This window comes from Bradyrhizobium sp. USDA 326, from assembly GCF_049739485.1.
GTDB lineage: Bacteria > Pseudomonadota > Alphaproteobacteria > Rhizobiales > Xanthobacteraceae > Bradyrhizobium.
The window spans coordinates 472,073-491,213 of record NZ_JBMGQA010000001.1 but is presented as its reverse complement, the minus strand read 5'-3'; the positions used below and the strand labels follow the sequence as shown (position 1 = coordinate 491,213).

Here is a 19,141-nt window from a genome sequence, read left to right as displayed (position 1 = left end):
TGCATCGCGCGACACCTCAGCACTCTGTTGTGTGATTAAGGCTAACTGGCCATCAGCGGAGGGTGATCCATGAGTGGCGCTGCGGCTTGTCCAATGATGGATTGGAGCGAGAGTTCAAGTTGTTCAGTCGGTTAGGAGACGGAGTGTGCACGACGTGTGCACCGGGAGATCAGGAAAAATCTTGCTGCATCCAGTGTGAGCAGACCTTCTGAAGAAGGGCGGAGCCGCCTCCGGTTGGCGCACGCACGACCGAAAAATTCCGACGGGAGGGGAGAAAGCGCACTTGCTGGTTGCCTCCGCTCCCACGAGGATGGAGAGCGGACGCAAAGATCGACGATGTTGACGACCGCTTGAGTCATTTGCTTCGTTTATTGTGCAAGCGCTTGCCGGTTGGAACAGCCGAAAATCCCTCTTCCCGGTCCCCGGGAAGCAGACGTGTAACGTGCGAAGCGGTCGCCAGCTGCTGCCGGCATGTTGGGGAATTCAGGCGTCGAGGCGGCCCGAGACATGCTCCATCAGCGGTGACGACCTACCCTCCGGTCGCAAAGCCGGGGAAGAGCATCATGCCGCCGTCGATGAACAGGGTCGCGCCCGTCACGTAGTCGGCGGCGTCCGACACCAACCACGCGACCGCCTGGGCGATGTCGTCTGGCTCTCCTATGCGCTTATAGGGCACCAAGGTCATCAGGCTTTCGTAGGCCTCTTTGGTCTCCCAGGCCGGCCGGTTGATGGGCGTGCGAATGGCGCCCGGTGCAATCCCGTTGACACGAATGGCGAGCGGAGCCACCTCCTGGGCCACGCTTCGCATCATCTGCATGACGGCGCCTTTCGAGGCTGCATAGTTTGCGTGCCCCGCCCAGGGTATCTCCTGATGGACAGAGCTCATGCAGACGAGCTTGCCGGCCGCGACGGAGACGTCCTTCACGACACCTCGCCTCTTGAATTCGCGGATGGCTTCCCTGGCGCAGAGAAACTGGCCGGTCAGGTTGACGCCGATGACCTTATTCCATTGTTCGAGAGTCATGTCATGGAATGGAGCATCGCGCTGCAGACCCGCATTGCTGACCACGATGTGCAGTGTCCCGAAGTGCTCGACAGCGCGGGCAAACATCGACTGGACGTCCTCCTCACTGCTGACGTCCGCCTTGACCGTGATCGCCTTCCGACCCAACGCTTCGATCCGGTGGGCCACGTCTTCAGCCGCTTGCGGGTCCACGATGTAGTTGACGGCAACGTCGGCGCCAGAGGCGGCGAGACCCAGGGCGACAGCACGGCCGATCCCAGAGTTTGCGCCGGTGACGAGGGCTGGCTGGCCCTCCAGCACGACCGGAAAACGGGCTGCGGGTCGAGGACGTTCGCCGGGGAGGGCTGGTGCTGTGGGGTCGGTCGTGCTCTCAGCCATGGTTGCCTCCTAAAGCGAGTTCGTCGCCTGCTGTCCTTTGCTGGGAACCGGCTTCTTGCTGCCGCGGTGCTCAGAGGGTTTCTCGCGGTGTGTGAGGTTGTGGGCCGTATTCACCAGTGCGATGTGCGAGAACGCCTGTGGGAAATTCCCGACGAGGCGCCGGCGTTCGACGTCGTACTCTTCCGAGAGCAGGCCAATGTCATTGCGCAGCGCCAGAAGCCGCTCGAACAAGGCCTTGGCATCCGCGTCACGGCCAATCAGGTGATACGCGTCGGCAAGCCAGAAGCTGCAGGCGAGGAACATGCCTTCGCCGGGCGGGAGACCGTCCTTTGTTGCACCCGTGTCATATCGGCGGACGAAACCGTCCTGGAGCAATTCCCGCTCGATCGCCCTGATGGTCGAGATCACGCGCGGATCATCGGGCGCCAAGAAGCCGACTGCCGGAATCAGCAGTAGGCTGGCATCGAGCTGCGGCTCGCCATACACCTGCACGAAACTCTGCCGATGTTCATCGTAACCGTGCCGACACACATCTTCGTGGATCGCGGCGCGTTGTGCTTCCCACTCTCGTACCGGCCCATGCATGCCGAACTCGGCCGCCGACTTGATGGCACGATCGAAGGCCACCCACGCCATGATCTTCGAGTAGGTGAAGTGCTTGGCGCCGCCGCGAACTTCCCAAATGCCTTCGTCTGGTTCGGTCCAGATGCCTTTGAGATGGTCGAGCAGGGCACATTGGATCGCCCATGCCCGCTTGTTCTCATGAAGCCCGCCGCGACGCGCCTGATAGAGAGCGTCCACCAACTCGCCGTAGACATCGAGCTGAAGCTGGGTGTGCGCCGCGTTTCCGATGCGCACCGGCTTCGAACCTTCATATCCCGAGAGCCACGGCACCTCCCACTCGGTCAGCCGGCGCTCGCCCGTGACCGCGTACATGATCTGGAGTTGCTTGGGGCTTCCCGCCACAGCGCGGACGAGCCAATCTCGCCAGGCGCGCGCCTCGTCGTAGTACCCAGCTCCCATGAGGGCCAAGAGGGTCAGCGTGGCATCGCGCACCCAGCAGAACCGATAATCCCAGTTTCTTGGGCCGCCGATCTGCTCAGGAAGGGAGGTCGTCGCCGCGGCAACCATGCCGCCGCTCGGGGCGAACGTCAGTGCCTTCAGAGTGATCAAAGAGCGCTGAACAGCATCGGAGTACGCTCCTGCTGCTTCGCAGTGGCCAGACCACTCGCGCCAGAAACGGTCCGTTGCGTCCAATAGCGCGCCTGGATCCTCGGCAGCCGCAGGGTCCTGGTACGAAATCTGGTAGGAAAGGACGAAAGCGACGCGCTGCCCCTTCTTGACCGAAAACGAGCTGATGCTCTTCATGGACTCGCCGCGCATGGGCGCTTCGGTTCTCAACAGCAGCATCGAGTCCCCCGCAACTAGGCTGAGCGCCCCGTCTTCAACGCGACTGACCCATGGCACGCTGATGCCGTAGTCGAAGCGCGCGACCAGCTCGCTGCGCATGTCGACCTTGCCCTCGAGGCCCTCGACGATCCGCACGACCTTTGAAACGTCTGTCTTTGGAGGCATGAAATCGGTGAGGCGGACACGCCCCCGATCGGTCGTGAAGACCGTCTCCAGGATCAGCGTCCCTGGCCGGTAGCGGCGCTCGCTTGGATGTCCATAGACCGGACAAAGCTTCCAGTACCCGTTCTCCTCGTTGCCGAGGAGCCGTCCGAAGCAGCTATCGGAATCGAAACGAGGCAGGCAGAGCCAATCGATCGACCCGTCGCGCCCAACCAGGGCTCCGGTCTCACAATCGCCGATCAACGCATAGTCTTCGATCCGAGCCATTCAACGTACCCAGTCGAGACCAATGGGCGTCTCGCCCTTGGGTTCCGGCTGCGGGATTTCGGCGGCATAGACTTTCGGCGAAAAGGCAGGTCCGACGTCAGGGGCGGCGGGTAGGTGGCCGGCGATCGGCCGATGGATCGGGGATCGATCCGCCGGCCTTTGGCAAGAAGATTCGGTCGCACTCGATCTTTGCTTGGGACGGACGCTTCCTTGCGGCGGCGCTTGTGGAACGTCGGCCATTTGAAGCCATGAGGAATAATGGCCTGGCCGTAGTTCAATCCCGCCGATCGCACGAACAAAGCAAATAAACGAATTCAATTGACATTTTGCTGCAGCAATTATGCTATGAAACGATGGATATCGAGCTTGCCAGAACTTTCATCGAGATCGTGTCAACCGGTAGCTTCATCAAAGCTGCTGACCGCTTGCATGTCGCGCAGACCACGGTCAGCGCACGTGTGCGCCTCCTCGAGCAGCAGCTCGGGCGGCCGCTGTTCGTTAGAAACAAGGGCGGTGCGAGCCTCACCCCGGCTGGCGAACAGTTCCTTCGTTTCGCGCCGAGTTTCGTGCAATTGTGGCAGCGCGCAAAACAGCAAGTGGCGGTGCCGGAAGGACACAGCGCTGTCTTGACGATCGGAAGCGAAGTCAGCTTATGGCGCCCGCTTTTAATCGAGTGGGTCAGGGAGTTGAGGCGATCACACTCAGACATTGCACTTCGCGTTCACGTCGACGTTCCTCAGGATTTGATTACTCACGTTGCTGCCGGGCTTGTAGATATCGCGATCATGTACGCTCCCCAACATCGACCAGGGTTGGAGGTAGATCTGGTTATGGAGGAAGAACTCGTTCTCGTGACCACCGATCTCGCGAAGTATCACGAGAACGATCCTCGATATGTTCACGTCGAATGGGGTTCTGAGTTCGCTCTTCATCATGCCGTGAGCTTTCCGGAAACCGTGCCGAGCCTCGTAACAAACCTTGGTCCGCTTGCGCTGAGCTATATCCTCCTGGAGGGAGGTTCCGGATACTTCCGAATGCATGCGGTTCAGTCATATCTTGCCGAGGGCGCACTTCACCTGGTTCCTGGTGCGCCTCGGTTCTCATTCCCCGTTTACGCCACTCACGCGACAAATGTTGATGCCGCAGCGTTGGAGGCGGCGCTCGTCGCGCTGCGCAAGGCTGCAAGCGTCGGGAAGTAGCTCGATAGCAGAGCGTGTCGAATCGTTCAGCAAGAACACGTGCAATCGCGTCAGCATCGGCACGCGTTCATGGCGAGGGTCGCCAAGACCGTCACCTGCATCATCGACACGCTGTGCCACCGACTAAGTGGGCTGTGATACTCGGCTCGCTCGCACTTCAAGCACCGCGAGGCTTCGTTCCCTACCACGCTCGGTCCAACGAATTGACTGCCCAGGTCCAAGTCCAATGAGGGCGGCGCCAATCGGACTTAGAACCGAGATGCAGTGAGCGGTTCTGGCATCGTCCGGAAGAACGAGACGACCGCGACGAAGTTGCGAGGTTCCAAGCTCGACGAACTTCACCTCGCATCCGAGTCTGACGGCCGAACTCCATGTGGCGGTGTCTGAAATCATATCGGCCCGATCAATCTCCTCTCGAAGGGAGCAATCGGTATCGACGCTGCTCATCGGCAAGTCTTGAAGCAGCTTGAGCAGCTTTTGTCGGTCCATCCTCGTTAGAACTATGGACGGTCGGTCGGGACGTTTCTGTCCAGCGTTGGTCATGGTACTCTTCTCTCGGAGAGCGGCATCTTCCCATCGGCAGCGCTCGACGACAAACGAGTTTATTTGACCGTTCGATGCAATGAAAACGCTGGGCTGAGCGTTACAGATCCAGTGCGGCATACCGCATCGCGGCTCAATTCCGCGAAAATCGAAAGGTGTCTAAGTACGAGGTACGAAGCAATTCGCGACAAAACGGCGCGGACCAACGGAGTATCTTGATTTCGCGGACCGCCGCGCCAAGTATGTTTGCATGAATATCATTGCGCTCGATCAACCATATTGCGTCGAGGGGCACCTGCAAATTGGCAGGTGACCCGGGTAGCCTTAATGGCTGTCCGGGCATAACTATTTCTAAAACAATCCTGCTCTGTCACGAGGTGCGTAGCACGCGCTGCGCGCTCGTTTGACATGAGCCTATCGAGGACGGTGCGCCGCAATACGAAGCTGCGTCAGCGCGGGCCCAGCAACCGGCCGCATGATCGGGTCAACACCGAAGGAGTCAAGTGATGACAGAGGCGAAAACGATCGGGCGATTGTACATGAGCGCCGCGAGCGATGTAGTTGCCACCGTTGCAGACCATAGTCGCAAAACCGCGCAACTGGCCGGCAACAATACGTTGCAGTCATTTGCATATCTTGCGCGCCTTGCAAGCGCCAAAACCGGCATGGAAGCGATCGAGGTTTCAGACGCGTATTATCGAAATCAGATAGGTGCGCTGGGGCAGCACGCGAACAATCTGATCGACCTAACCCGGAGGATGCGAAGCATATGTGTAGCCCCCGCTGAACGCCAAGAGGGTGACGAAGGCGTTTTACCAGCTCATGAAAGCTGAGGAGTATTGCGCGATGTCAAACATCCGATTCGACTCCACCGAGCAATTGCCCTCGATCTTCATAGCGCGACGAGACCATGCGCGCCTTGAACGGTTAGCCGATGATGCCGTGAAAGAACGTCATCCCGTAGGCAGATTCTTGATGTCTGAGATCCGTCGGGCCGTCGTGTTTGATACGAACGAGGTGCCGGATGGTACTGTGCGCCTCAATGAGTGGGTGACCTACAGGGTCGACGGCAGTCGGCAGTCCGAAAGCAAAATCCTGGTGTGCCCGCACGATCTTAGAAACGGGCTGGTGGAACTATCGGTCCTCTCACCGCTTGGGGCCGCCCTTCTCGGAATGAGCGTTGGGCAGCGCATGAAGTTCTTCAGTATCGAGGGCGGGCTTCATTCCGTCATTGTCGAAAGCGTCCTGGCACCGCCGGGAGCACCCGTGTTGTTTCCGGCACAATCCCGCCGCAGCGCCGGTCGGGTTTCCACCAGCTTTCCGGGGCCCGATGACGACGGCCCTCAGGCGGCTTAGGAGCCGATGTGCTGGCAGAGAGCTGGATCGCTAGATAAGATTTGAGGAGTGGGAAATGCAGCGCGACAGAGTAGCTGAGATGAGACCCCCGATTGCCATTGATGCTGATCATTTCGCAAGACTATCGGCGCTGTCCTCGATCGCGAGCGGGCCGATGGCCGAGGTATGCGAATATCTTCGTGAGGAACTCGAGCGGGCGCATGTCCTCCCGGCAGATAAACTGCGTCCCGATATCGTCAGTTTCGGCAGTAAGGTGAAATTTCGGGATGAACAGGCCGGGAAGGTTCAAGAAGTAGTTCTGGTTTATCCGCATGATGCCGATATTGCACGCCGACGTGTGTCGGTGCTGACGCCGGTCGGCGCCGCACTTCTGGGGCTTTCGGTCAATCAGACGATTTCGTTCCGCACCAGAAGCGGCGAAAGGCGCGAGCTCACCGTGCTCAAGGTTGGCCGCGAAGACTAATACATAGGCGCCGAAGACAGGACGTGGGCGCGATGGATGCATCGCGCCCACTTTGATCGAATCAGCTCGTTGCTGAGTTGCAATTGGCTATACCTAATCCGACCGATGTCTATCGTGTCGCGGATTCGTATCGTGCTCGATCTCCCAAAGAGTCCATACGAGGGCGATGCCCAGGCAGACAATAATTGCCAAAAGCAGCAATGTCAGTTGGGGCGCTGTGAGCGTGGGGGTGCCTATCGAATGCTTGACGATATGTTCGAGCGGCAGAGGCATTGCATCCGTTCCAATCGTCCGCGTTCAGCGTCCCCATGGGGCCTCCTGAGTTGTCGTCCAGCGTGCGGGTCTTGCAAACGAAAAATGTTGTCAGTTCTCATCGAGGAGAATGTTAGGAGCAACGGTCGGCAGGTCGTGCGCCCATGGTCGTTTAGACTGAAAAATTCTCGCGCCATTTTCATTCGGCCTATCGGCATCAACCGATGATGGTTTTCGTTTGTCAAATGTTGATCGACGTGCAGGCTGACCTCAGCGTGATCCGCGCGCCAGGAGCGGGAAAAATGCCGACCGACCATGCCCTCGAGGAACCATTGCGGGGCCGTCGACGTTCCGAGCTTTGACGTATGTCAAACCAAGGACTCTGATGTACAGAAGGATTCTCCTGGCTTTTGATGGATCAACAAATGGCCGCGACGCACTCGTTCATGCTCAGAATGTGGCAGCCGCGTGTGGTTCGAGAGTTCATCTCGTTGCGATCGTTGAATCGCCCGAGCGAGTGCTCACTGTCGAGGCAGGGACATCATCGTTCGTAAATCAGGGAGTTGAGACGCAGGCAGTGCTCGACGAGGCTGTGAGGCAGCTCACCGGCACCGGATGCGCGGCAACAGGCAAGTTGGACTATGGGAAGCCGGCGGAGCAGATAATGCTCGCCGCCGTTGAGATAGGCGCGGATCTGATTATCGTCGGTCGCCGAGATCACGGAGCGCTCGCTCGCTACTTCAATTGCCTGGCAGATGGGTCGACCTTGTCTCCACTGCCATGTAGCGTGCTGATAGTGGCGAAGTCAGAGCGCGCGCAAGCAGCCTAGCTCTCTTGAGGCTCAGAGTGGCTACCGATTTCAGCGTCAAAAGTTCGCTTTATCGAACTCCGGTGCATCACCAAGCTCTCCTGATCTGATGCCGACGGAGGCTGCTCGCCTGAATCGAGCTCACAGCAGTGTGACCGTGCGGCAAAAGTCCGCAGCTGCCTTGAGATCGTGTCTTGAGAGCATACATGAAAGCAATGATGTTTGATCGAATTTCCAATCATTCTCCTCGCAGTGCGGGGTATCGACAAATCCGTTCGTAAACCGGGCGTGCGCCTCATCGCGCGCGCGCGCCCGGTATGTCCAAAGCCCGCAGCGGTTACAGCCCCGAAGATGTTGGAACGAGTAGCGCTGTTTCGACAGACGGTTCCACCAGCTCGAATCGTGCATTGCAGCAGGTGGGCGCTCGCACAAGCCGACAAAGCACCATCGTCCCCGTCATTGAGGATGACCTTGCGAGAGGTAGCCGCAGCACATCCATTCGCCAAGCCGCGCATTCAGCCCCGCTGCAGAGAACATGTCAGCGGACTTCGAATGTTCGCCGAGATAGGAGAGATTAGACGTGACAAGAGAAATCGAGACCCGAGAACAGCGCGAGAGGCGGGAACTGGACGAGGAGTTGCACAGGCAGCTGGAAGAAACATTCCCCGCGAGCGATCCGCCGAAAATCACGCGCCCTGCTCCAGCGAGGGGAAGCAGGTAGGCCGGAACGGTCCGGCCGACATGGTAAACCATGCGGAAACGTTGGCGCGCGAAGGTCGGAGCGCCAGGGACGCCCACTCGGAGCAGGCACCGCGCTGGCGGCGACCCGCTACGTTGAGCCACCAGGCGTCCGGGCCATGAGGACGGGGAAGTCATAACGGTTCGATTGTCGGAAACTTAAAGAGCGCAGCGATACAGGCGGGTGTGGGTTGCGAGTGAGTGTTATCCGCCGCGCGAACTTGGCTTCGCTTCGTCGGGAGCGCGAGTAAGCCTCGCTGATCAGGAGATAGTCAAGTCTCGCACCGCTTTCGGCTATCGTTGGAGTGCGAGCCTAAGACGCGCCGGAGGTGCCCCGGCCGAGCAAGAAGTCCCTAAGAACGACGGCATCGTTGTGAGCGGGATCGCGCGCTGCGAAAACGAGCGTGATGGGCCCCCGTTGAGCAAGGGCGCGCAACTCGTCAAGCCGCTCGCGGTGTTGGCGCATCTCTTCCGAGTAGCGGCGGCGGAACTCGGGCCAACGAGCTGGATCATGCCCGAACCACTTCCGCAACCCGGCGCTAGGCGCGACATCCTTGGCCCACAGGTCGATCGCCGCGTCGACTTTCCGGACACCGCGGGGCCAAAGGCGGTCGACCAGAATTCGCGTGCCGTCATCGGACTCGGCATCATCGTATGCGCGCTTCAACTTGATGTTCTCCGCCACAATCTTGCTTCCCATCGCTGCCTCTTCTTACGTCGACCGGTCCGCTCGATCCCAGCGACGATCTAATCTGTTCCGATTCTCCACGACGATCGCATCACCGTACCGGCCTGCGTAGCCTTGTCCGCGACGTTGACCGGGTGGGCCAAATCCCTGGTCGAGTTTCTCGCGTGGTTTCCCGAAATGGCGATCGAGATGAACAGCCCGACGGCCGCCCACAACATCACCCCGCCGATTCCGCCCTCTCCCCATGGCGCGGCGGCATAGGCAGGGCAATTCGATGGCAATAGATCGATCAAGCGACCAGTCAGCACGACTGCCTCCGATGGCGACCATTGCCCGCTCTTCGACTGGGAAATCGTCGCGGCAAGGCTCTGTATTGCCTGAGCCTTTGAAAGGCTGCTGAGGCGGGCCGCCTCCTGCCAGGGGTCGACGTCCTGGCGCGCGAGTAGTGACAAGACGCTCAAGTAGTTCTGGTCCGGCTCGTATATCGAGGCAAACAGGAATGCGTCGTATCGAGAGTCGAGACCGCATAGTCCGGCCATGATACCCTCCATGACCTCATTGCTTCATCGGCGTTGCGGCGTCCTGCGCGCCATCGGCAGATTCTGATTGAACATCACAAGATTGCGCGGTGCCCGGTGGCTGCTTGGGCACACGGGCGCTTGGCCTTGTATCGTCCGTGGTGGCATGCGATGTCGCGCAGAAGCGGGTAATCTTGGGGGCATCGCTTGCCGGAAACGTGTCCTCGAGCTCCCGATCCAGTTGGCGGTCTATCTCTCTCTTCTCCCGCTGTGCAAAAGACTCTCTGGCGGTCACGATAATCTCCCTTCGTTCTTGCACGTGTCGCACGACACGAAAGACCCGCGCGTCCCGCCGGCTATGCGGCAGTTGCTTCAAGCTGCTCGACTTGTTTGCGGTGTAGAAGCAGCAAGTAGATGAGCTTCGCATTTAGTTTGGAATCGAAGATGTCCACGACGGCATCCTCGATCATGTCGGCCAGCATGGCCTGATTGCGGCTTGCGAACCTTATCCGGCTTCGGAGGCTGCCATCGATGTTGGGAATGGCGTCCGTCGCCTTTGCGCGAAGCATGCCGGTCCCGCCTCTCGCGGCAATCTCCTTTCTGAGCAGGATGCAAATCGCTCCCTGGCCCATTTCGGCCTCTAAAGCCAGGTCTGCAAGATGGGTGCAGGCCGCACGACCGATCGCTGCGTATGCGGTCAGGCCGATGTGTTCGCCGTCAAGCAGCTGCTTGAGAAAGCTCAGTATCTCCTCTTTGGAGCAATAGCCAAAGTAGGTGGAGCCGAGCGCATTCGCCTTGAAAGGAGGGGGCGCAAACTGCCGGATTGTGACGTCCGCGTTCGTTTGTTGGGGTAACCGGGCTTTCCGCATGATGTCGTTTCCCTGCGAGAACGAGAAGGATCTGCAGTCCTTGGCTCATTGGGCCATCGATGTCTTGGGCTGCCGCGCACCAGTACCGGCTATTCGGTCAAGTTCTACAAGCGAAAAGTATTGCAAGTTTGCATCAAGAATGTTGTTGGCTTGTGGGAGCGCGACGGTGCGCTCGCGCCACGCCCCTGTCGCGCTTTCCTGACCTTGCGCCCGCGCAGCGAAGATGCGAGCGGCTATGACGGCCGAAGTCAGGCCGCGCGTGTTGCAGAACGCTCTCGCTCGATGCGTTCGGTGACGTCGCGGGCCATGGCGACCGAGCCAAGCACGTCGCCGTCGACACCCTTCACGAGGGCAAAGGTCAGCCCGACGTAGAGCTTGCGTCCGCTCTTATGCAGGGCTCGCGTCAAAGTCGGACGACCTTCATTACGCCGGTTGACATAGCTGCGCCGAACCCCCGCCAATGCGGAGCGCGCAGATGCTCTGGAACGATCAGATCGAGACGTTGGCCGAGCGCCTCTTCCGAGGAGCAGCCGAACATGGCCACCGAAGCGCGATTCCATCGCGCGATCTCACCCGATCGGTCTGCGTAGATGACGGCGTCGGCAATTTGATCGAGAATTCTCTCAGGCAAGAGGTCGTTTTCCATGGAGCCCTCTAGTGAACGATATCCTCTGCCCCGGGTGGGGCGTTCCGTCGTCAACTCTCGCGGGGCGCCGAAGTTCACGTTGCCAGCGCTTGAACCGTCGAACACATCGGAAAGGACGCTCAAGCGTAAGAGCCGCAGAAGGATACATCAATTTTCTTGATCATGACGCGCAATGTTTTTCGCTTGCGGAGAGCGAGCGGGGAACGAAAATAGCGAGGTTCGACCCGCCAGGAGTCCGCCATGAATGCGCCCCACGAGCATCCGATCGCACTTCCTCCAGTCATGCTTTCAGAAGCAGACCGAGACAGGCTATACGCAATCGCCATTTCCGCGCTGACGAATAGCCGTATGGCGTCGTCCGCATCGAACGTACTACGGGAGATATCTCGGGCGAAAATCGTCCCTGACGACGAGCTTCCAAAGAACGTCGTAGCAGTCAACTCGCACGTGGACGTGCGCGATAATGTTACCGGCACGACAAGGCAGGTCGTCCTCGTCATGCCCCACGAAACGTCGGAACAACCGAACGCGGTTTCGGTGTTGAGTCCTCTGGGAGCAGCCTTGATCGGACTGTCGGAAGGCCACTCGGTCGACTGGTGTTCGGCAAGCGGCGAGCCGAGCAGCGTGACCGTCCTCCGGTCGACAGCGAGTTCGGCAAGATCGCCAGCCTGCGGCGATCGGCATGTATCGCGGATTCAGTCCCGCTCATGAAGGATTGGGTCCGGTGCAACACAATTTCATCGCCGCATGGGCGCGCATGACGTCCGTGCCGTGGCGGGGCGCGGTTCACATCCGATTGAACGGCGCTTCGTTCCGGCCAAGCTCGCGGGGCTCGGCCGGTCTTTTCGGCCAGTTCTGATATCATTGCCCCTCGTGCTGCGAAGGATGGATCGCGGCGACGAGCAGTGCTTCTCCGTGCTCGGGCTGCGTCTACCGTCAGGAGAACTTCTCGGCAAATTGCTTTGCCAGAGCGTCGGCGGTGGCGTCCGCGATCTGATAGATGTGGTTCTTCATCTCTTCCCAGGTTTGAGCCTCGGCGTCGTATTGGTGATCGGTCAGTTGCTGGATCTGCTGGATGTGATGACTACCGTGGGCCTGGAGCAGGCCGTTCACTGCATCCTTCTGCAGATATGGGTTTGCCTTGCTCAGAAAGTTCGCAATCTCTTCTGCGTTCGAAGTCAGAGACTGAGTAGCCGCACCCTGCCTGATGGCGTCGCCTGCAACCGTCGCTGCAAGATAGGCTTTTACGGCACCATAGTGTCCCGCAAGGAGCTTGAAGAAGGCATCCTCGGCCGCTGCGCCGTAGAATGGCTCGATGGCCGCGGCGATGGATTTAGCGTTGGCAACGGCCTGACGTTCTGCCGTTTTTGCGATCGCTCCCTGCTTTTCGATGGTCGCGAGCGAGACGGCTCTTACCCAGAAAATGTGTCCGATCCAAAGATCGCGAAGCGCGGCCGCCGTCTCGGAAGTCTTGACAGTTCGAGGTTGTACCTTGTTGGAGCGCGAGCGCCTGCCGGTCGCGAACGCGCTGTTGGAGAGAGGCAGAAGACCGGCGATAGCGGCACCGACGGTGAGAAGCTCACGACGATAGGCAAGCGGACGTACTACGTCTCGCGACATCAAAACCTCCTTGGGCGGACCTGAGCCGCTTTGTTGTGTCCTTGAGAGGACTGTATTCACCCGTGATTGAACGAAGCAAACGAAATTGGTTGCAAGTTCAATGCAAGTTCAATGCAAGTTCAATGCAAGTTCGATGCAGGTGGCTGTTCAAACGGACGCGTCGGCTCTCTTGTCGCTTCGCCAACTGTCACGTCTTGGAGCATTCTCGGATTGTGTGGTGTTGCCATGCGAGACCTCACAGCAACAAAGCCGATATCAAGTGTACATACATTTCATTTGTCAAACATGATCGCAGACATACGTTGATGGCGGCTTGATGGTGCAGATCGTTGGCACCGAGCGCGTGCTACAGAGGAATGCCGAGATGACGCGAACTTCAGTAAGTGATCTTTCAAAACGCCTCGCCGGGCCTTCGACGGTCGGTGGCGTCGAGACTGTCCTGAAGGCTCGATGGGTGTCGGCCATCTTTGCCGTAGCGGCTCGAACGTGTCGATGAAGGAGCCTGCCGCTCGCGCCATAGATTGCCGCATGCGTTAGCGGCCAGGCGTGTTCCGGCCGCGCACACCAGTACGGAAAGGAAGCCCCCATGTATAAGAAAATCTTGTTGGCTTTCGACGGCTCGCCCGATGGCCGCGAGGCGCTGGCGCAGGCCGAGACATTGGCATCAAGGTGCGGTGCGACGGTTCATCTTCTGGCGGTCGTCGATGCTGCCGAAAGCATGCTCATCGGGGAAGCGATGACTTATATCCCTGAGAATCAGAAGTTTGTGATGCAGAGAGTGCTCGAGGAGGGCGTCAAGCGGTTTCAACGCGCCAGATGCATCGCGACCAGCGAGATCCGGTATGGAAGGCCGGCCGAGCAGATAGTGCTGTGTGCCCGGGAAATGGGCGCCAGGTTGATTGTCGTGGGCCATCGCGATCAAGGGGCCCTTGCGCGGTGGCTGAACGGATCGGTCGGCGAGTCGATCCTGCACCAGCCGCCCTGCAGCGTTCTGATCGCCATAAAGCCCCAGCGGACGGCGAGCAGCGTCACGCCGATGCAGCAACCAAAGACGAGGAGGAAGGCATGAACTTCGTGTTCAAAATCTCCCGTCTGTCGGCTCTTCTGATGTTTGCCGCAGCCGTCTCGATGCCTTCGGGCGAGGTCCTTGCAAAGGAGATCGTCTTGGGAGCGTCGGTGCAGCTGACGGGACCCGTCGCCAATACCGGCCGCTACTATCGCGACGCTTACCAACTCGCGATCGATCGCGTTAATGCCGCGGGCGGCGTCAAGATCGGCAATGAATCGTACAAGCTCGCGCTCAAGCTCTACGACAACCAGTCCGACGTGAACTTGAGTGTGCGTCAGTACACACAGTTGGTTTCGCAGGACAAGGTCGATTTCCTGCTGGGGCCGTTTGCGAGCAATTTCGCGCTGGCGGATTCGGCTGTGTCCGAAAAATACAGAATTCCCATGGTGCAGGGGGCGGCGCGTCAGACCAGATCGTCTCGCGCGGCTTCAAGTACATCTTCGGGACGCTGGCGCCGGCCAGCAACTATTTTGGCTCGACAATCGAGATGTTGAGCGGGCTCGATCCCGCTCCCAAATCGGTCGCGCTGCTGTACGCGGACGATGCCTTCGACGTTTCGGTCGCGGAGGGGACTCGGCCAAAATTGAAGAAGGCGGGTCTGACGTTGGTCTTGGACGAGCGATACAGCACGAACGCCACGGACTTCAGTTCGCTTCTGGCGCAGATCAAAAGCAAGAACATCGATGCGGTGCTGGTCGCGGGTCATGAAACCGAGATCCTGAATTTCGTGCGACAGGCGAAGAGCCCGGCGGTCGCCCCGAAGATGTATTCCTTCACGGTGGGCGTTCCGAGCGAGGATTTCCGCAAGGCGCTGGGCAAGGATGCGGATTATGCCTTCGGTATGACGGCCTGGCTGCCTTCGACAGACCTGAAGGACCGCTGGTTTGGCGACGCCGCGCAGTTCGCGGCCGTCTACAAGGCGAAATTCGGCTACGACCCCGATTATCATGCCGCCTCCGGTGTCGCCGACGTTGAAGGCCCTTGTGCAGGCCGCGGAAATGGCAGGCTCGACGGATCCCGCGAAGGTGCGCGACGCGCTCTCGAAAGTGAAGTTCGACAGCCTGTATGGTTCGATTGCATTCGATGAGAACGGCCAGATCGATCTGCCCCAGACGGTCATTCAGGTCCAGGGCGACCGCTTGGTCGCGATTTACGGTGGCAATGGCAAGATTGCGGGGCCGAAATATCCCATGCCGGCCTGGGACGTGCGCTAGGCAGACTGTGAACGAGCCTTCGGCCGAGAAGAGGAAGATGTGGACCTGCTCGCGCAAGTTCTTATCAACGGAATGCTCCTGGGCGGTCTGTACGCCGTGATGGCGCTCGGTCGCGCCCTGGTCTGGGGCGTCCTCAATATCGTCAACCTTGCGCATGGCGCGTTCATCATGCTCGGCGGCTATGTGTCCTGGTACTTGTACACTTATGCCGGCATCGACCCATTTCTGGGGCTGCCCCTGACTGCTGTGGTGATGTTCGCGGTGGGATATGGCGTGCAGCGAGGTCTTTTGAACCTGATCGTCAGGGCCCCGATGTTCAGCACTCTGCTGGTGACCTTCGGGATCGAGGTTGTGATCACCTACCTGGCTCAGTTGGCGTTCTCAGCCGACTTTCGCACCATCAACCCGTCCTCTGCCGGGAACAGCATCGCCTTCGGAGCGGTGGTGCTGCCGGTGTCGCGTCTTTTTGCGTTCGGCATTGCGATCGTGTTGACGGTCGGCATGTGGCTCTTCTTGCTGCGCACACGGCTCGGACGTGCGATCCGCGCCACCGCGCAAAATCTGGTTGCGGCCCGGCTCTACGGCGTCGATCCCCGGCACCTCTACGCCATGACGTTTGGAATCGGGGTTGCGCTGGCTGGCGCCGCCGGAGGCCTCTACGGAACGGTGTCACAAATCAACCCGTATATTGGCGCGGCGCTGACGGCAAAATGCTTTGTCATCTCGATTATCGGCGGACTGGACAATCCGCTCGGCGTGATCGTCGGCGGCTTGTTCCTGGGAGTCCTGGAGTCCCTGACCGCGCTCGACCTTCTCCGACGTGGCAAGCTTCGGCGTGCTGGTGTTGGTGCTAATCGTGCGTCCCAACGGTCTATTGGGGAAGGCGGCATGAAGACGGCACGCACCATGCTACTTCTGGCCGCGCTTGCCGTCCTGGCTGCGGTGCCGTGGTTCGGTTCGGACGTGCTCATCCAGTTCGGCATCAATGCCCTTCTTCTGGCCGTTCTGGCGCAGAGCTGGAACGTCATTGGGGGCTATGCGGGCTATGCCTCGTTCGGCAATTCGGTTTTCTACGGGCTCGGCAGCTACGGCGTGGCCATCGCGATGGCGCAGTGGCAATTGCCTTTCTGGGTCGGCCTCTTGTTCGGCGCTGCGCTTGCGGTCGTGTTTGCCGTGCTCATCGGGATGCCGGTGCTGCGGTTGAGGGGGCACTACTTCGCGATGGCGACGTTGGCGCTCGCCCAGGTCATGGCCGCGATCGTCTCCAACGTGAAATTGGCTGGGCGGAACGTCGGACTCGTCTTGCCGCCCCTCAACAACGACCCGCTTTTTTACGAGTTGTCGCTGCTCCTGCTCGTGCTCGCGACGCTAACCGTCTACTGGCTGACACGTAGCCGCTTCGGCTTTGGACTGATCGCGATCCGCGAAAACGAAGAAGGCGCGGCGGTGATGGGTGTCAATACGACCCTTTACAAAACCGTAGCTTTCGCCATCTCGGGCGTATTCAGCGCGCTGGCGGGCGGCATTCACGCCTACTGGGTTACGTTCATCGACCCGGAAAGCGCATTCGATATAGGCCTGAACGTCAAGATGATCATCATGGCAGTATTTGGCGGGCCCGGGACGGTTTTCGGCCCCGTCGTCGGGGTGCTTTCGCTCTCGGCCGTCTCAGAGCTTCTGTCGAGCGAGATCACTAGTTTCGCGGGCCTGTTCTTCGGCGTTGTCGTCGTCGTCGCGGTCGTCTTGATGCCGCGTGGCCTGGCCGACGTGCTGCGGCGCTTTCGCGGCACGGGCTGGCGTTACTTCGGCGAAAATATTCGGAGCCACCAGCTATGACGGCGATGCTCGAGATCAATCACGTCACCCGGCGCTTTGAGGGCCTAGTCGCCGTCGACGACGTCAGCTTCATGCTGCTGCGTGGCGAGATCCTCGGCCTGATCGGTCCAAACGGTGCAGGCAAATCCACGCTGGTCAGCCTCATAAGCGGAACGCTGGCTCCGAGCTCCGGCGACATCCTCTTCGAAGGAAGGTCCATTGTCCACTTGCCAGCATATCGCCGTGCGAGACTGGGCATAGGCCGCACCTTCCAGATCATGCGTCCATTTCCCGGCCTATCGGTCCTGGACAACGTCGCCGTAGGGGCACTGTTCGGACGGGGAGGCGGACAGGTCCAGATGGCGAAAGCCCGTGAGCAGGCCCGCGCTCAGCTGGAGTTCGTCGGACTGGCCAGAAATATCGATCAGCGCGCCGACGAACTAGGAGGGCCAGGCCGCAAGCGGCTCGAGCTGGCAAAGGCGTTGGCAATGAAGCCGAAGGTTCTTCTTCGATGAGGTCATGGCTGGCCTCAATCAGGTCGAGATCGAAGACGTGATCGGAGTGATCCGCAAAGTTCGCAATGAGGGGATCAGCGTCCTTGTCATCGAGCACGTCATCAAGGCCATCAGAAGTCTGTCGGATCGGCTGCTGGTGCTGAATCATGGCGTGAAGATCGCCGAGGGCGATCCAGGCCGCGTCCTGTCGAACCAAACGGTTGTCGAGGCCTATCTCGGCAAGAGGCGGGCATGAAATTGGATTCGGCAGCCAAAGCGGTCCCGCTGCTCGACGTGCGCGGAGTAAGTGCGGGCTACAGCGGAATGCCGGTCTTGCAGGACATAACCTTGAAGATTTACCCGGCCGAGGTCGTGGCGCTGGTCGGCAGCAACGGAGCGGGCAAAACCACTCTGCTGCGCGCGCTGTCGCGCGTGCTGCCCTGCCATGGCAGCTTGTCCTTGAATTCCTGGGATCTCCTGCCGATGACGTCCGACGGTGCCTTTAGAGCCGGTCTCGTGCAGGTTCCTGAAGGCCGCCAGCTCTTCGACCGCATGAGCGTACGGGACAATCTGTTGATGGGCGCGTTCATACGCGCGGACAAGTCTGCAATACGCCGGGACCTGGACAGGATGTACTCTCTATTTCCGCGGCTCGCGGAGCGCCGGCGTCAGCTGGCTGGCAGCTTGTCGGGAGGCGAACAGCAGATGTGCGCCATGGCCCGCGGACTGATGGCCGCTCCGATTCTCTTGATGATCGACGAGATGAGCTTGGGATTGGCACCCGTAGTCGTGGAGCAGTTGATCGATGCGCTGGTGGCGATCCGTAGCGAGGGCGTGACAGTTCTGTTGGTCCAACAGGACGTCAATCTGGCTCTGTCGGTTGCCGACCGAGGTTACGTCATGGAAAGCGGACATATCGCTCGCAGCGGGTCCGCCAAGCAGCTCATCGACGATCCAGAAGTCCGACGTGCTTATCTCGGGCTTTGAGACCTCGACCTGCGACGGAACGACCGTATCGAGGAACGTCGATTTCGATGTGAAGGCGCGGTGGAAAGACAGTTTCGTGCCGTGCCGGAAAGGGGAGTACGTTGAAATGCCGGTTTTGCCCAACCCACAATTCGAGCACACTGTCATCAAGCATGACACGATCGCTAAACTGAAATCGCTGCAACGGAGCAACGACGGCTGCAACGTGCACGGTAGCGCCGAAACGGTGATCTGCGACTTCCTCGACGCAGTCGGCTACGAAGAGGTCGCACGCGAATTTCGGAAGGTCCGCGAGATGTGTCCGGTGGTGGTTCCCAGATACTCGAGACCTTCCTGGCGATCTTAAGTGAGTGACGCGACCGGCGGGCGCAAATGCTCGCCCGGTCTGAAGCCGACATGCCGTTCCGCCGCCGGCGAAGAGGTTTGTCCCGCTCCTTTGGCTCAAGTCGTGGTCCGCAACGTCTCCGACGTCGGCGCGGAAGAGGGACGTGAAGTTTCAAAGATCAAGAATCATGCATTGAAGCTGCAATTAAAATCGATTGCCGCCCGGGTGCTCTGATGGAAGAAAGATGCAAGCGCCTTCTTTGAAGGTCGCGAGGCAAGCAGGTCTAGCATTCGAAT

The 19,141-nt window shown here is 59.6% G+C and carries 24 protein-coding genes and 2 pseudogenes; 16 read left to right on the top strand and 10 right to left on the bottom strand.

Translation table 11 applies throughout. The annotated features are described in order from the left end of the window. Window positions 1-529: 529 nt before the first annotated feature. Together ABIG06_RS02330 and ABIG06_RS02325 are read right to left on the bottom strand one after the other, a co-directional pair. Complete coding sequence (locus ABIG06_RS02330) at window positions 530-1,402, bottom strand: SDR family oxidoreductase (RefSeq protein ID WP_370133875.1); 873 nt, start codon at window positions 1,400-1,402, stop codon at window positions 530-532. 9 nt (window positions 1,403-1,411) lie between these two features. Next, window positions 1,412-3,241: a glycoside hydrolase family 15 protein gene (locus tag ABIG06_RS02325; RefSeq protein ID WP_370133874.1), complete on the bottom strand. Its 1,830-nt coding sequence runs from the start codon at window positions 3,239-3,241 to the stop codon at window positions 1,412-1,414. A gap of 353 nt (window positions 3,242-3,594) precedes the next feature. On the opposite strand from ABIG06_RS02325, the gene ABIG06_RS02320 reads away from it, so the two are divergent. Continuing rightward, window positions 3,595-4,440 (top strand): LysR family transcriptional regulator, encoded by an 846-nt coding sequence (locus ABIG06_RS02320; protein WP_370133871.1) that lies wholly within the window; start codon window positions 3,595-3,597, stop codon window positions 4,438-4,440. A 123-nt stretch (window positions 4,441-4,563) separates the two neighbouring features. On the opposite strand, the gene ABIG06_RS02315 is transcribed toward ABIG06_RS02320, so the two are convergent. Further along, window positions 4,564-4,983 carry a GreA/GreB family elongation factor gene (locus ABIG06_RS02315; RefSeq protein WP_370133868.1) on the bottom strand — a complete coding sequence of 140 codons (420 nt, stop codon included), beginning with the start codon at window positions 4,981-4,983 and terminating at the stop codon, window positions 4,564-4,566. 506 nt (window positions 4,984-5,489) lie between these two features. Here ABIG06_RS02315 and ABIG06_RS02310 point away from each other — a divergent pair. The 4 genes from ABIG06_RS02310 to ABIG06_RS02295 all read left to right on the top strand — a co-directional run bounded on the left by ABIG06_RS02310 (window position 5,490) and on the right by ABIG06_RS02295 (window position 7,883). Then, window positions 5,490-5,816, top strand: coding sequence for a phasin family protein (locus ABIG06_RS02310; RefSeq protein ID WP_370133866.1), 327 nt, complete (start codon window positions 5,490-5,492; stop codon window positions 5,814-5,816). Window positions 5,817-5,829: 13 nt separating this feature from the next. Further along, window positions 5,830-6,339, top strand: coding sequence for a GreA/GreB family elongation factor (locus tag ABIG06_RS02305; protein WP_370133864.1), 510 nt, complete (start codon window positions 5,830-5,832; stop codon window positions 6,337-6,339). 55 nt (window positions 6,340-6,394) lie between these two features. Next, a complete protein-coding gene (rnk, locus tag ABIG06_RS02300) occupies window positions 6,395-6,802 on the top strand; it encodes a nucleoside diphosphate kinase regulator (protein WP_370133861.1) in 408 nt (135 codons plus the stop codon). A 637-nt stretch (window positions 6,803-7,439) separates the two neighbouring features. After that, window positions 7,440-7,883, top strand: a complete 444-nt coding sequence (locus ABIG06_RS02295; RefSeq protein WP_370133859.1) for a universal stress protein — start codon at window positions 7,440-7,442, stop codon at window positions 7,881-7,883. A gap of 1,030 nt (window positions 7,884-8,913) precedes the next feature. Here the strand turns inward: ABIG06_RS02295 and ABIG06_RS02290 are convergent. The 6 genes from ABIG06_RS02290 to ABIG06_RS02265 all read right to left on the bottom strand — a co-directional run bounded on the left by ABIG06_RS02290 (window position 8,914) and on the right by ABIG06_RS02265 (window position 11,321). Then, entirely contained in the window at window positions 8,914-9,300 is a 387-nt protein-coding gene (locus ABIG06_RS02290; protein ID WP_370133856.1) for a DUF488 domain-containing protein, read from the bottom strand. A gap of 47 nt (window positions 9,301-9,347) precedes the next feature. After that, window positions 9,348-9,827, bottom strand: a complete 480-nt coding sequence (locus tag ABIG06_RS02285; protein ID WP_370133854.1) for a hypothetical protein — start codon at window positions 9,825-9,827, stop codon at window positions 9,348-9,350. 16 nt (window positions 9,828-9,843) lie between these two features. Further along, window positions 9,844-10,101, bottom strand: coding sequence for a hypothetical protein (locus ABIG06_RS02280; protein ID WP_370133852.1), 258 nt, complete (start codon window positions 10,099-10,101; stop codon window positions 9,844-9,846). A 61-nt stretch (window positions 10,102-10,162) separates the two neighbouring features. Further along, on the bottom strand, window positions 10,163-10,675 hold the full coding sequence (locus tag ABIG06_RS02275; RefSeq protein ID WP_370133851.1) for a hypothetical protein: 513 nt from the start codon (window positions 10,673-10,675) through the stop codon (window positions 10,163-10,165). Between the two features lie 248 nt (window positions 10,676-10,923). Then, window positions 10,924-11,082, bottom strand: coding sequence for a PAS domain S-box protein (locus ABIG06_RS02270; protein ID WP_370133848.1), 159 nt, complete (start codon window positions 11,080-11,082; stop codon window positions 10,924-10,926). Then, window positions 11,079-11,321: a PAS domain S-box protein gene (locus ABIG06_RS02265; RefSeq protein ID WP_370133846.1), complete on the bottom strand. Its 243-nt coding sequence runs from the start codon at window positions 11,319-11,321 to the stop codon at window positions 11,079-11,081. The genes ABIG06_RS02270 and ABIG06_RS02265 overlap by 4 nt, the downstream gene beginning before the upstream one ends. A 240-nt stretch (window positions 11,322-11,561) precedes the next feature. Between ABIG06_RS02265 and ABIG06_RS02260 the strand changes: the two genes are divergently transcribed. After that, window positions 11,562-12,032 carry a GreA/GreB family elongation factor gene (locus ABIG06_RS02260; RefSeq protein WP_129145120.1) on the top strand — a complete coding sequence of 157 codons (471 nt, stop codon included), beginning with the start codon at window positions 11,562-11,564 and terminating at the stop codon, window positions 12,030-12,032. 225 nt (window positions 12,033-12,257) lie between these two features. Here ABIG06_RS02260 and ABIG06_RS02255 read toward each other — a convergent pair whose 3' ends face one another. After that, the gene (locus ABIG06_RS02255; protein WP_370133843.1) at window positions 12,258-12,941 is read right to left on the bottom strand and encodes a hypothetical protein; all 684 of its coding nucleotides are present in this window, start codon (window positions 12,939-12,941) and stop codon (window positions 12,258-12,260) included. Between the two features lie 586 nt (window positions 12,942-13,527). Here ABIG06_RS02255 and ABIG06_RS02250 point away from each other — a divergent pair. The 10 genes and pseudogenes from ABIG06_RS02250 (at window position 13,528) to ABIG06_RS02205 (ending at window position 19,079) form a co-directional block, all read left to right on the top strand. Continuing rightward, on the top strand, window positions 13,528-14,010 hold the full coding sequence (locus ABIG06_RS02250) for a universal stress protein (protein WP_370133840.1): 483 nt from the start codon (window positions 13,528-13,530) through the stop codon (window positions 14,008-14,010). Next, on the top strand, window positions 14,007-14,504 hold the full coding sequence (locus ABIG06_RS02245; protein ID WP_370133837.1) for an ABC transporter substrate-binding protein: 498 nt from the start codon (window positions 14,007-14,009) through the stop codon (window positions 14,502-14,504). The genes ABIG06_RS02250 and ABIG06_RS02245 overlap by 4 nt, the downstream gene beginning before the upstream one ends. Further along, entirely contained in the window at window positions 14,423-15,097 is a 675-nt protein-coding gene (locus ABIG06_RS02240; protein ID WP_370140765.1) for an ABC transporter substrate-binding protein, read from the top strand. The genes ABIG06_RS02245 and ABIG06_RS02240 overlap by 82 nt, the downstream gene beginning before the upstream one ends. Then, on the top strand, window positions 15,057-15,224 hold the full coding sequence (locus tag ABIG06_RS02235; protein ID WP_370133834.1) for a hypothetical protein: 168 nt from the start codon (window positions 15,057-15,059) through the stop codon (window positions 15,222-15,224). Before ABIG06_RS02240 ends, ABIG06_RS02235 begins: the two co-directional genes overlap by 41 nt. A 39-nt stretch (window positions 15,225-15,263) precedes the next feature. Next, window positions 15,264-16,116: pseudogene (locus tag ABIG06_RS02230) on the top strand (branched-chain amino acid ABC transporter permease). A 14-nt stretch (window positions 16,117-16,130) separates the two neighbouring features. Beyond that, window positions 16,131-17,060, top strand: a complete 930-nt coding sequence (locus ABIG06_RS02225; protein WP_370140764.1) for a branched-chain amino acid ABC transporter permease — start codon at window positions 16,131-16,133, stop codon at window positions 17,058-17,060. Further along, a pseudogene (locus tag ABIG06_RS02220) lies at window positions 17,057-17,789 on the top strand (ABC transporter ATP-binding protein). Before ABIG06_RS02225 ends, ABIG06_RS02220 begins: the two are co-directional and overlap by 4 nt. After that, on the top strand, window positions 17,786-18,520 hold the full coding sequence (locus ABIG06_RS02215; RefSeq protein WP_370133831.1) for an ABC transporter ATP-binding protein: 735 nt from the start codon (window positions 17,786-17,788) through the stop codon (window positions 18,518-18,520). The pseudogene ABIG06_RS02220 and the gene ABIG06_RS02215 overlap by 4 nt, the downstream one beginning before the upstream one ends. Next, a complete protein-coding gene (locus ABIG06_RS02210) occupies window positions 18,501-18,866 on the top strand; it encodes a hypothetical protein (RefSeq protein ID WP_370133828.1) in 366 nt (121 codons plus the stop codon). Before ABIG06_RS02215 ends, ABIG06_RS02210 begins: the two co-directional genes overlap by 20 nt. Beyond that, entirely contained in the window at window positions 18,867-19,079 is a 213-nt protein-coding gene (locus tag ABIG06_RS02205) for a hypothetical protein (protein WP_370133825.1), read from the top strand. The last annotated feature ends 62 nt before the right edge of the window (window positions 19,080-19,141 follow it).

Excerpts from the sequence above, each read along its gene's own strand:
- ABIG06_RS02330 (WP_370133875.1), bottom strand. The coding sequence starts at position 1,402 with ATGGCTGAGAGCACGACCGACCCCACAGCACCAGCCCTCCCCGGCGAA.
- ABIG06_RS02325 (WP_370133874.1), bottom strand. The coding sequence starts at position 3,241 with ATGGCTCGGATCGAAGACTATGCGTTGATCGGCGATTGTGAGACCGGA.
- ABIG06_RS02320 (WP_370133871.1), top strand. The coding sequence starts at position 3,595 with ATGGATATCGAGCTTGCCAGAACTTTCATCGAGATCGTGTCAACCGGT.
- ABIG06_RS02315 (WP_370133868.1), bottom strand. The coding sequence starts at position 4,983 with ATGACCAACGCTGGACAGAAACGTCCCGACCGACCGTCCATAGTTCTA.
- ABIG06_RS02310 (WP_370133866.1), top strand. The coding sequence starts at position 5,490 with ATGACAGAGGCGAAAACGATCGGGCGATTGTACATGAGCGCCGCGAGC.
- ABIG06_RS02305 (WP_370133864.1), top strand. The coding sequence starts at position 5,830 with ATGTCAAACATCCGATTCGACTCCACCGAGCAATTGCCCTCGATCTTC.
- rnk (WP_370133861.1), top strand. The coding sequence starts at position 6,395 with ATGCAGCGCGACAGAGTAGCTGAGATGAGACCCCCGATTGCCATTGAT.
- ABIG06_RS02295 (WP_370133859.1), top strand. The coding sequence starts at position 7,440 with ATGTACAGAAGGATTCTCCTGGCTTTTGATGGATCAACAAATGGCCGC.
- ABIG06_RS02290 (WP_370133856.1), bottom strand. The coding sequence starts at position 9,300 with ATGGGAAGCAAGATTGTGGCGGAGAACATCAAGTTGAAGCGCGCATAC.
- ABIG06_RS02285 (WP_370133854.1), bottom strand. The coding sequence starts at position 9,827 with ATGGCCGGACTATGCGGTCTCGACTCTCGATACGACGCATTCCTGTTT.
- ABIG06_RS02275 (WP_370133851.1), bottom strand. The coding sequence starts at position 10,675 with ATGCGGAAAGCCCGGTTACCCCAACAAACGAACGCGGACGTCACAATC.
- ABIG06_RS02265 (WP_370133846.1), bottom strand. The coding sequence starts at position 11,321 with ATGGAAAACGACCTCTTGCCTGAGAGAATTCTCGATCAAATTGCCGAC.
- ABIG06_RS02260 (WP_129145120.1), top strand. The coding sequence starts at position 11,562 with ATGAATGCGCCCCACGAGCATCCGATCGCACTTCCTCCAGTCATGCTT.
- ABIG06_RS02255 (WP_370133843.1), bottom strand. The coding sequence starts at position 12,941 with ATGTCGCGAGACGTAGTACGTCCGCTTGCCTATCGTCGTGAGCTTCTC.
- ABIG06_RS02250 (WP_370133840.1), top strand. The coding sequence starts at position 13,528 with ATGTATAAGAAAATCTTGTTGGCTTTCGACGGCTCGCCCGATGGCCGC.
- ABIG06_RS02245 (WP_370133837.1), top strand. The coding sequence starts at position 14,007 with ATGAACTTCGTGTTCAAAATCTCCCGTCTGTCGGCTCTTCTGATGTTT.
- ABIG06_RS02225 (WP_370140764.1), top strand. The coding sequence starts at position 16,131 with ATGCTACTTCTGGCCGCGCTTGCCGTCCTGGCTGCGGTGCCGTGGTTC.
- ABIG06_RS02215 (WP_370133831.1), top strand. The coding sequence starts at position 17,786 with ATGAAATTGGATTCGGCAGCCAAAGCGGTCCCGCTGCTCGACGTGCGC.